This is a genomic window from Inquilinus sp., assembly GCF_057815775.1.
The window spans coordinates 1-10,892 of the sequence record NZ_JBYRFX010000965.1 but is presented as its reverse complement, the minus strand read 5'-3'; the positions used below and the strand labels follow the sequence as shown (position 1 = coordinate 10,892).

The window sequence follows — 10,892 nt, the reverse complement described above, 5'->3', positions numbered from 1 at the left end:
GCGCCGCAGCAGCCGGTCCATGCGGCCCAGCCCGCCCCCGTGCGCCAGGCCGCCGCGCCCCGCCCGGTGCAGCAGCATCCGGCGCAGCCGCAGCAGCACTTCGCCCGGCCCGAGCCTCATGCCCAGCAGCCCCATGCGCAGCAGCCTGCAGCGCATCGGCCACCGCCGCAGCCGGCCGATCGCCCACCGCCGCCGGAGAAGAAAAAGCCGGGCGAGCCGTTCCAGAACTGACCTGACGGCGAACCCTCGATCCACCCGGCGCGGTCGGCTGAAGCCCGGCCGCGCCGGCGTGTTGCAGCCCCTGCGGGCGGCGTCATTGCGCCGGGCGGCCCGGCCCCTTATGTTCCGGGCCGATCCAGTCTTCAGGCGCACCGATGAGCTCTCCCCAGGACCATATCCGCAACTTCTCGATCATCGCCCATATCGACCACGGCAAATCGACGCTTGCCGACCGGTTGATCGAGCGGTGCGGCGGGATGGAGATGCGCGAGATGAAGGCGCAGATGCTGGACTCGATGGATATCGAGCGCGAGCGCGGCATCACCATCAAGGCGCAGACCGTGCGCCTGGGCTACACCGCCAAGAACGGCGAGGCCTATCAGTTGAACCTGATGGACACGCCCGGCCATGTCGACTTCGCCTATGAGGTCAGCCGGTCGCTCGCCGCCTGCGAAGGCTCGCTGCTGATCGTCGATGCCTCGCAGGGCGTCGAGGCGCAGACCCTGGCGAATGTCTACCAGGCGATCGACGCCAACCACGAGGTTGTGCCGGTCCTCAACAAGATCGACCTGCCGGCGGCAGAGCCGGAGCGGATCCGGCAGCAGATCGAGGACGTCATCGGCATCGACGCCTCCGACGCCGTGCTGATCTCGGCCAAGACCGGCATCGGCATCGACGACGTGCTGGAGGCGATCGTCCACCGCCTGCCGGCGCCGAAGCACGCCGACCCCGAGGCACCGCTGAAGGCGCTGCTGATCGACAGCTGGTACGACCCCTATCTCGGCGTCGTCATCCTGGTGCGGGTGGTCGAGGGCACGCTGAAGGTCGGCCAGAAGGTCCGCTTCATGGCCACCGGTGCGGCGCGCGAGCTGGACCGCGTCGGCTATTTCACGCCGAAGCCAATACAGGTGCGTGAACTCGGCCCCGGCGAGGTCGGCTTCATCACCGCCGGCATCAAGGAGATCGCCGAGACCAAGGTCGGCGACACCCTGACCGAGGATCGCCGCCCGGCTGCGTCGCCGCTGCCGGGCTTCAAGCCGTCGGTCCCCGTGGTCTGGTGCGGGCTGTTCCCGACCGACGCCAATGATTTCGAGCGGCTGCGCGACAGCTTGGGCAAGCTCGCCCTGAACGACGCCAGCTTCCATTTCGAGGCCGAGACCTCGGCCGCGCTGGGCTTCGGCTTCCGCTGCGGCTTCCTGGGCCTGCTGCACCTGGAGATCATCCAGGAACGGCTGGAGCGGGAGTTCGACCTCGACCTGATCACCACGGCGCCGTCAGTGGTCTACAAGCTGCACATGACCGATGATTCGGTGATGAACCTGCACAACCCGTCCGACATGCCGGACGTGATGCGGATCGCCCGGATCGAGGAGCCGTGGATCAAGGCCACGATCATGCTGCCGGACGAATACCTCGGCGGCATCCTGCAGCTGTGCACCGAGCGGCGCGGCGAGCAGGTCGAGCTGACCTATGTCGGCGGCCGGGCGATGCTGGTCTACCGCCTGCCGCTGAACGAGGTGGTGTTCGACTTCTACGACCGGCTGAAATCGATCAGCCGCGGCTATGCCAGCTTCGACTACCAGATCGATTCTTACCGCGAGGGCGACCTGGTGAAGCTGTCGATCCTGGTGAATCAGGAGCAGGTCGACGCCCTGGCCATGATCGTCCACCGCAGCCAGGCCGACCGGCGCGGCCGGCACCTGTGCGAGCGGCTGAAGGAGCTGATCCCGAAGCAGCTGTTCAAGATCGCGATCCAGGCGGCGATCGGCGGCAAGGTGATCGCCCGCGAATCGCTGGCGGCGCTGCGCAAGGACGTGCTGGCCAAGTGCTATGGCGGCGACATCAGCCGCAAGCGCAAGCTGCTGGATAAGCAGAAGGAAGGCAAGAAGCGGATGCGCCAGTTCGGCGAGGTCGAGATTCCGCAGAGTGCCTTCATCGCTGCGCTCAAGATGGGCGACCAATAGGCTCGTCCGGACGGCTGGGAACCACTCCCCATTCCTGGTGTTGCATCCAGGCATCCCCTGCGATGCCGAATGCAACCCGGGAGAGCCTGCCCATGGCGACCGAAGTCGAGCCGGTGATCGTCTACGAGCAGGACAACCGGCAGAAGCTGTTCACCCGCGCCGACGAACTGGTCGGCTGGCTCGGCTCCCAGTTCCAGATCGTGTCCGACGACCACAGCCTGGAAAACCAGCGCGCCGGGGTGAACCGGGAGGAGATCTTGACCCGGATCGACGGGCTGCTGGGCGCGCTGAAGGCCGCCATCGCCGAGGGCCAGCCCAAGATCAGCCCGGCCCTGCGCAGCGAGGCGGTGGCGCTGATCGCCGCCTTCCACACCGTGCACCCGCCGACCGGCAAGCTTCCGTAGGCCAGCCGCCCATTCCCCAGCGACTCCCGCTCCCTGCGACTCATTGCGTCGTCCCGGCTGATACGCCGTGGCTGCATTGGTCCCGGCGGGCCGCTGCCGCGATGATGGCGGCTCCGGAGCGATGGGATCGAGATGGACGCCACGACCAAGCTGGCCGACCGCAAGGCGGTGCAGGCAGACGGCCTGCCCGTGCCGCGCCGCTATGCCGCCATGCTGGCGATGTCGATTGCCATCGCCGTGTCGGTGCTGGACATCGCCATCGCCAACACCGCGTTGCCGACCATCGCCGCCGACCTGCAGGCCAGCCCGGCCGCCTCGGTCTGGGTGGTCAACGCCTACCAGCTGGCGCTGGTGGTCTCGCTGCTGCCGCTGGCGGCCCTGGGCGAGATCATCGGCTACCGCACCATCTACATGGCCGGGCTGGCGCTGTTCACCGTCGCTTCGGTGGCCTGCGCCCTGTCCTGGTCGCTGCCCAGCCTGACCGCGGCGCGGGTGCTGCAGGGCTTCGGCGCCAGCGGCATCATGAGCGTGAACGCGGCGTTGATCCGCTTCATCTACCCCACCCGGCTGCTCGGCCGCGGCGTCGGTTTCAACACCCTGATCGTGGCGATCTTCTCCGCGCTCGGCCCGACCGTCGCCGCCGGCATCCTGGCGGTCGCGTCCTGGCAGTGGCTGTTCGCCGTCAACCTGCCGCTCGGCCTGATCGCGCTGGCGGTGGCGCTGCCGACCCTGCCCTACACGAAACGGTCGACCCACCGCTTCGACATGGTCAGCGCCGCCTTGAACGCCGGCGCCTTCGGCCTGCTGATCGTGGCGATCGGCGAGGCCGCGCACCAGGCGTCGCCGATCGAGGTCGTGCTGGAGCTCGCGGGCGCGGTGCTGTTCGGCGTGCTGCTGGTGCGCCGGCAGGCGGAGCATCCGGCGCCGCTGCTGCCGCTAGACCTGTTCCGCCGGCCGATCTTCGCCCTGTCGGCGCTGACCGCCGCTTGTTCCTTCGCCACCCAGGGCCTGGCCTTCGTCGCCCTGCCCTTCTACTTCCAAGGCACGCTGGGCCGCACCGCGGTCGAGACCGGCCTGCTGATGACGCCATGGCCGGTGGTGGTGGCGATCATGGCGCCGATCGCCGGCCGGCTGTCCGACCGCTATTCCGCCGGGGTGCTGGGCGGCATCGGCCTGGCCATCCTGTGCCTGGGCATGGTGCTGATGGCCCTGCTGCCGCCGGAGCCTGATGTGCTGGACATCTGCTGGCGCATGGCGCTGTGCGGCTGGGGCTTCGGCTTCTTCCAGGCGCCGAACCAGAAGGCGCTGATCGCCAGCGCGCCGGCGCATCGCAGCGGTGGCGCCAGCGGCATCGTCGCCCAGGCGCGGCTGCTGGGCCAGACCATCGGCGCCGCCCTGGTGGCGCTGTGCTTCAGCCTGGCGGCGCTGCATGGGCCGGCCCTGGCCCTGGCGGTGGGCGCCGGCTTCGCCGGGCTGGCCAGCATCGCCAGCTTCCTGCGCCTGCTGCCGAACGACACGGACCGGCGGCCACAGCGGATCGATCCGACGGATCTCGCTTCGATCGAGTGAAGGGCTACGAAGTCGTCAGCTCTCGGCGGCGAAGACGAAGGGTGGGGGCAGGCGCAGGGTCAGCGCATCGCCCACGGCCAGCGCCGGCAGGTCGGCGGCGTAGCGGTCGGCTTCGATCCGGATCGGGTCGGGCGACAGCGTCGTCTCGGCCTCGATCGTCACCGTGGTGGCGCTGTGCAGCACCCGCCGCGCCGTGCCGGTCACCAGCCCCTCACCCGTGGTGCCCGCCGGCACCAGCCGGATGGCGCGCGGCCGGATGTCGGCGATCGCCCGGCTGCCCGCCGCCAGGGCGCCGGTGTCGGCCGGCAGGCGCAGCCCGGCGATGTCGACGGACCCGGCCTGCGCCACGGTGCAGGGCAGGCGGTTGACGTCGCCGAGGAAGGCGGAGACGAAGGCGGTGGCCGGGCGGTCGACCAGCGCCGCCGGGTCGCCCTGCTGTTCGATCCGGCCGTCGCGCATCACCACCACCTGGTCGGCCAGCTCCAGCGCCTCTTCCTGGTCGTGCGTGACGAACAGGCTGGTCAAGCCGGTGCGGTCGTGCAGCTCGCGCAGCCACACCCGCAGCTCCTTCCGCACCTTGGCGTCGAGCGCACCGAAGGGTTCGTCGAGCAGCAGCAGCTTCGGCTCGATCGCAAGCGCCCGGGCCAGGGCGACGCGCTGGCGCTGGCCGCCCGACAGCTGGCGCGGATAGCGCCCGCCCAGGCCCGGCAGCCGGACCAGGGCCAGCAGCTCTTCGACCCGGCGCTTGATCTCGGTCTTCGCCGGGCGGGTCGCGCCCGGCCGCACCTGCAGGCCGAAGCCGATGTTGCCGAACACGGTCATGTGCCGGAACAGGGCGTAGTGCTGGAACACGAAGCCGATGCGGCGCTGCCGCGGCGGCACTGCGGCGATGTCGGTGCCGTCGACCAGGATCTGGCCGGCATCAGCTCGTTCCAGCCCGGCGATGATGCGCAAGAGCGTGGTCTTGCCGGAGCCGGAGGGGCCGAGCAGGGCGACGAAGGCGCGGTCCTGCACCTCCAGCTCGATGCCGTCGAGCGCGAAGACCGGGCCGAAGCGCTTGGTCAGGCCTTGGATGGCGATCGGCATACGGCTCAGCTCTCCGCGGGTTCGGTGCGGTCCGACCGGAACCGCCATTCGAGCAGGGTCTTCAGCACCAGCGTCACCAAGGCGAGGCCGGCGAGCAGCGAGGCCACGGCGAAGGCGCCGACGAAATTGTACTCGTTGTAGAGAATCTCGACCTGCAGCGGCATGGTGTTGGTGACGCCGCGGATGTGGCCGGAAACGACCGAGACGGCGCCGAATTCGCCCATCGCCCGGGCGTTGCACAGCAGCACGCCATACAGCAGCGCCCATTTGACGTTGGGCAGCGTCACCCGGAAGAAGGTCTGCCAGCCGCTGGCGCCCAGCAGCACCGCCGCCTCCTCCTCATCCGTGCCCTGGTCCTGCATCAGCGGGATCAGCTCGCGCGCCACGAAGGGCAGGGTGACGAAGATGGTGGCGATGACCAGGCCGCTGACGGTGAAGATCACCCGGATGCCATGCGCCTCCAGGAACGGGCCGAACCAGCCATTGGCGCCGAACAGCAGCACATAGATCAGGCCGGAGATGACAGGGGAGACCGAGAAGGGCAGGTCGACGAAGGTGGTCAGCAGGCTCTTGCCCGGGAATTCGAACTTGGCGATGGCCCAGGCGGTGGCCAGGCCGAAGATCGTGTTCAGCGGCACGGCGATGGCCGCGACGGTCAGGGTCAGCCGGATCGCCGCGAGCGAATCGTCGCTGCCGATGCCCTCGAGATAGGCGTCCCAGCCCTTGCGCAGCGCCTCGGTCAGCACGACGGCGAGCGGCAGCACCAGGAAGATGCCGAGGAACAGGGCGGCGATCGCGATCAGCACGATGCGGATGGCCAGCGGCTCTTCCCACGGCCGCTGCGCCGGCTTGAGGCGCTTGCGCGCCGCCGCCAGCGAGTTGGTCAATCCGCCCATTTGCGGCTCCAGCGCTGCAGCAGGTTGACCACCAGGATGATGACGAAGGACGCGGCCAGCATCATCGTGCCGATGGTCGCGGCGCCGGCGTAGTCATACTCCTCGAGCCGGATGACGATCAGCAGCGGCGCGATCTCCGACAGGCCCGGGATGTTGCCGGCGATGAAGATGACCGAGCCGTATTCGCCGACGGCGCGGGCGAAGGCGAGGATGAAGCCGGTCAGGATCGCAGGCAGCAGTGGCGGCAGCACCACCCGCCAGATCACCTGCCAGCGGCGGGCGCCGAGAGTCGACGCCGCTTCCTCGATCTCGCGGTCGAGGTCCTCCAGCACCGGTTCGACCGTGCGCACCACGAAGGGCAGGCCGATGAAGACCAGGGCGATGAAGATGCCGGGCGGCCCGAAGGCGGCCTTGATGCCGATCTGCATCAGCGGCCCGCCGAGCCAGCCCTTGGGCGAGTAGAGCGAGGCCAGGGCGATGCCCGCCACCGCCGTCGGCAGGGCGAAGGGCAGGTCGATCAGCGCGTTCATCAGCGGCCGACCCCAGAAGCGGTAGCGCACCACCACCCAGGCGACCAGCGTGCCGAACACGACATTGACCGCCGCGGCCAGCAGTGCCAGGCCGAAGCTGAGCTTGAGCGCGCCGAGCGTGCGTGGCGAGGACACCACCCGCCAGACGCCGTCGAGCCCGAGCTCCCAGGGCCGAATCACCAGCGCTGCCAGCGGCAAGAGCACCAGCAGCGCGAGATAGGTGAGGGAGAAGCCGAGGGTCAGCCCGAATCCCGGCAGCACGCCGACATGGCGTGATGCCGGGGGCGGGCTTTCCCTAGCCCTTTCGGTAGATCTGATCGAAGGTGCCGCCATCCGAGAAATGCGTCTTCTGTGCTTTCTGCCAACCGCCGAAGATGGGGTCGTCAATGGTGATCAGGTTGACCGCGGGGAAGGCGTCCTTGTACTTCGCCGCCACCTCGGGTGAACGCGGACGGTAGAAGTTCTTGGCCGCGATGTCCTGCCCTTCCGGCGAATACAGGAATTCGAGATAGGCCTGGGCGACGGCGCGGGTGCCGTGCGCGTCAACCACCTTGTCGACCACCGCGACCGAGGGTTCGGCCAGGACCGAGATCGACGGCACGACGATGTCGAATTCGTTGGGGCCGAGTTCCTTGACCGCCAGGAACGCCTCGTTCTCCCACGCGATCAGCACGTCGCCGATGCCGCGCTGGACGAAGGTGGTGGTCGAGCCGCGGGCGCCGGTGTCCAGCACCGGGACATTGGCGAAGATCTTCTGCACGAAGTCCGCCGCCGTCTTGTCGTTGCCGCCGGGCTGCTTCAGGGCATAGCCCCAGGCCGCGAGGTAGTTCCAGCGCGCCCCGCCCGAGGTCTTCGGGTTGGGGGTGATGACCTGGACGCCTTCCTTGGTCAGGTCCGGCCAGTCCTTGATGCCCTTCGGGTTGCCCTTGCGCACCAGGAACACGATGGTCGAGGTGTAGGGTGCGCTGTTGTCCGGCAGCTTCTTCAGCCAGTCCTTGTCCAGCAGCCCCTTGGCGGCGATGGCGTCGACGTCATAGGCCAGGGCCAGGGTGACGACGTCGGCCTGCAGCCCGTCGATCACCGAGCGCGCCTGCGCGCCGGAGCCGCCATGCGAGGATTCGATGGTGACGGTGTCGCCGGTCTTGGCCTTCCACTGTTCGGCGAAGGCGGCGTTGATCTGCTTGTACAGCTCACGCGTCGGATCGTAGGAGACGTTGAGCAGTTTGATGTCGGCGGCATGCACGGCGGCCGAGGCCAGCACGATGGCCGCCGCGGCCAGCAGCCGAGTGGTCATTGTCCGCATGACTCGACCCTCCAATGTCCTGTTGGTTGTGTGGATAACGCGGCGTTCGAGACAGTAAGGCGAGGAATAGCGACGAACGCAATCTCTATTTTACATCAAATGCCAATCACTGATTCGCATATTTAACAGAATATTACTGCTGTTTTTGGCGTTCGCATTCCCTTCGCTTTCGCACATGCGAACAGCCGATCGGACCTGATCCTGCGCATTTTCGGCGAATTCCGATTGTATCGGAAAGGCCGGCGATGCAGATTTTCGTTTGCGAATATCGAAAGCGGCCTTGCCGCAGACCAAAGGCGGGAAACGTGACTGAGGTGCTGTACGACCTCCTGGTCATCGGCGGCGGCGTCAATGGCGTCGGCATTGCGCGTGACGCGGTGGGGCGCGGCCTGTCCGTCCTGCTGTGCGAGAAGAACGACCTGGCCGGCGCCACCTCCTCGGCCTCGACCAAGCTGATCCATGGCGGCCTGCGCTATCTCGAATATTACGAGTTCCGCTTGGTGCGCGAGGCGCTGATGGAGCGTGAGGTGCTGCTGCGCGCGGCACCGCACATCATCCGCCCCATGCGATTCGTGCTGCCGCACGACCGGTCGATGCGGCCGGCCTGGATGGTCCGGATCGGCCTGTTCCTGTACGACCATCTGGGCGGCCGCAAGATCCTGCCGGCCAGCCATGGCGTGAACCTGCGCAATGGCGCGATGGGCCGGGTGCTGCGGCCTGAGCTGACCCGCGGTTTCGAATATTCCGACTGCTCGGTCGACGACGCCCGCATGGTGGCCCTGACCGCGCTGGATGCGCGTGAGCGCGGCGCCGAGATCCTGACCCGCACCGCCTGCATCTCGGCCCGACGCGAGGGCGACCGCTGGGCGGCGGTGCTGCGCGGCGATGACGGGGTCGAGCGCCAGGTCGCGGCGCGCGCCCTGGTCAATGCCGGCGGCCCCTGGGTCAAGCATGTGCTGAACGACACCATGGCCCTGCCGGGTGCCAGCAAGGTGCGGCTGGTCAAGGGCAGCCATATCGTGGTGCCGAAGCTGTATGACGGGCCCGAGGCCTTCATCCTGCAGAATGCCGACCGGCGCATCGTCTTCGTCATCCCCTATGAGGGGAAATTCTCGCTGATCGGCACCACCGACCTCGACTTTCACGGCGACCCGACCGGTGCCGCGATCACGCCGGAGGAGACGGCCTATCTGTGCGAGGCGGTCGGCCGCTGCTTCACCGCCGGGCCGACACCGGACGACGTGGTCTGGAGCTATGCCGGCGTGCGGCCGCTCTACGACGACGGCTCCTCCAGCGCCTCCGAAGCGACGCGCGACTATGTGCTGGAGCTGGACGCCCCGGCCGGCCAGGCGCCGGCCCTGTCGGTGTTCGGCGGCAAGATCACCACCTCGCGCCGGCTGTCCGAGCATGCGATCGAGAAGCTGGCCCCGGTGATGGCCATCAAGGGCAAGCCCTGGACCGCGACGGCGCCCCTGCCCGGCGGCGACATCCCCGATGCCGATTTCGAGGCCTTCCTGACCAGGATTCGTGCCGCCCGCCCGTGGCTGCCGGAGGCGCTGGCCCGCCGCCTGTCCCGGGCCTACGGCACCCGGATCGACCGGCTGCTGGGCGAGGCCCAGAGCCTCGAGGATCTCGGCCGCGACTTCGGCGCCGGCCTGACCGAGGCCGAGCTGGAGTACCTGGCCGACCAGGAATGGGCGCGGACGGAAGAAGACGTGCTGTGGCGCCGGTCCAAGCTGGGGCTGCACATCCCGGCCGCGGCGCATGGCGCGATCGGCGACTGGCTGCGGGCCCGCAATTCCCAGCCCGGCGAAAGGGCCGCGTCATGACCCTGGCCCTTGCAGGAATCGCCAAGGATGTCGGCGCCGAGGCGCATATCGCGCCGCTGGACCTGACCTTCGAACCCGGCACGCTGACCGTGCTGCTGGGCCGCACCCAGGCCGGCAAGACCACGCTGATGCGGCTGATGGCAGGCCTCGACCGGCCGAGCCGCGGCAAGGTCTTGGTCGACGGAAGCGACGTCACCGGCAAATCGGTGCGCGACCGCGACGTCGCCATGGTCTACCAGCAGTTCATCAACTATCCCTCGAAAACGGTCTACGACAACATCGCCTCGCCGTTGCGGCTGAAGGGGCTGGGCCGCGCCGAGATCGACCGCAAGGTGCGCGAGACGGCGGCGATGTTGCGGATCGACCGGTTCCTGGAGCGGCTGCCGGGCGAGCTGTCCGGCGGCCAGCAGCAGCGCACCGCGATCGCCCGCGCCCTGGTCAAGAATGCCGGCCTGCTGCTGCTGGACGAGCCGCTGGTCAATCTCGACTACAAGCTGCGCGAGGAGCTGCGGGCCGAGCTGTCGGAGATCTTCCGCCGCGGCAAGGCGATCGTGGTCTACGCCACCACCGAGCCGGCGGAAGCGCTGATCCTGGGCGGCCGCACCGCGGTCTTGGACGAAGGCCGGCTGCTGCAGCTGGGCCCGACGGTCGAGGTGTTCCAGCACCCGGCCTCGACCAGGGTGGCGGAGGTGTTCAGCGACCCGCCGATGAACATCGGCCCGGGCACTGTCGAGGGCAACGTTCTGATGCTCGGCGGCGGCGTCGCGGTGCCGCTGACCGGCCATCTGCAGGGGCTGGCGGCGGGGCCCTGCACCGTCGGCATGCGGCCGAGCCATCTGCGGCTGGGCGAGGCCGGGCCGGGCGAAGCGTCGGTCGCGACCCAGGTCGAGCTGGCCGAGATCAGCGGCTCCGAGACCTATATCCATTTCCGCTTCGGCGACCGGCCCTGGGTGGCGCAGCAGGCCGGGGTGCACAAGCACCAGCTGGGCACACCGGTGACGGTCGCGATCGATCCGCGCCGGATCTATGTCTTCGACGCGGCCGGCCGGCTGGCCGCCGCCCCGTCCCGGGCCACCGATTCCAGGAACGGGT

General features: G+C 68.8%; 9 protein-coding genes. 5 read left to right on the top strand and 4 right to left on the bottom strand.

Annotation, left to right across the window (positions count from 1 at the left end):
- Positions 1–374 precede the first annotated feature (374 nt).
- The 3 genes from lepA to AC3XYG_RS34735 all read left to right on the top strand — a co-directional run bounded on the left by lepA (position 375) and on the right by AC3XYG_RS34735 (position 4,156).
- On the top strand, positions 375–2,183 hold the full coding sequence (gene lepA, locus AC3XYG_RS34745; RefSeq protein ID WP_489144461.1) for a translation elongation factor 4: 1,809 nt from the start codon (positions 375–377) through the stop codon (positions 2,181–2,183).
- 92 nt (positions 2,184–2,275) lie between these two features.
- Positions 2,276–2,587 (top strand): C-type lectin-like domain-containing protein, encoded by a 312-nt coding sequence (locus tag AC3XYG_RS34740; protein WP_489144460.1) that lies wholly within the window; start codon positions 2,276–2,278, stop codon positions 2,585–2,587.
- Between the two features lie 132 nt (positions 2,588–2,719).
- Complete coding sequence (locus AC3XYG_RS34735) at positions 2,720–4,156, top strand: MFS transporter (protein WP_489144459.1); 1,437 nt, start codon at positions 2,720–2,722, stop codon at positions 4,154–4,156.
- Positions 4,157–4,171: 15 nt separating this feature from the next.
- On the opposite strand, the gene AC3XYG_RS34730 is transcribed toward AC3XYG_RS34735, so the two are convergent.
- From AC3XYG_RS34730 to AC3XYG_RS34715, 4 genes are read right to left on the bottom strand one after another with little or no spacing between them, the layout of a single operon-like run.
- Positions 4,172–5,242, bottom strand: coding sequence for a sulfate/molybdate ABC transporter ATP-binding protein (locus AC3XYG_RS34730; RefSeq protein ID WP_489144458.1), 1,071 nt, complete (start codon positions 5,240–5,242; stop codon positions 4,172–4,174).
- Between the two features lie 5 nt (positions 5,243–5,247).
- On the bottom strand, positions 5,248–6,138 hold the full coding sequence (gene cysW / locus AC3XYG_RS34725; protein ID WP_489144457.1) for a sulfate ABC transporter permease subunit CysW: 891 nt from the start codon (positions 6,136–6,138) through the stop codon (positions 5,248–5,250).
- On the bottom strand, positions 6,126–7,001 hold the full coding sequence (gene cysT / locus AC3XYG_RS34720; protein ID WP_489144456.1) for a sulfate ABC transporter permease subunit CysT: 876 nt from the start codon (positions 6,999–7,001) through the stop codon (positions 6,126–6,128). Before cysT ends, cysW begins: the two co-directional genes overlap by 13 nt.
- A complete protein-coding gene (locus AC3XYG_RS34715) occupies positions 6,964–7,971 on the bottom strand; it encodes a sulfate ABC transporter substrate-binding protein (protein WP_489144455.1) in 1,008 nt (335 codons plus the stop codon). The genes cysT and AC3XYG_RS34715 overlap by 38 nt, the downstream gene beginning before the upstream one ends.
- 305 nt (positions 7,972–8,276) lie before the next feature.
- Here AC3XYG_RS34715 and glpD point away from each other — a divergent pair, with 305 nt between their 5' ends.
- Both glpD and AC3XYG_RS34705 read left to right on the top strand, forming a co-directional pair.
- On the top strand, positions 8,277–9,800 hold the full coding sequence (glpD, locus tag AC3XYG_RS34710; RefSeq protein WP_489144454.1) for a glycerol-3-phosphate dehydrogenase: 1,524 nt from the start codon (positions 8,277–8,279) through the stop codon (positions 9,798–9,800).
- Positions 9,797–10,892 (top strand): ABC transporter ATP-binding protein (locus AC3XYG_RS34705; RefSeq protein ID WP_489144453.1); only part of this gene is annotated, 1,096 nt, incomplete at its 3' end. The genes glpD and AC3XYG_RS34705, both read left to right, overlap by 4 nt.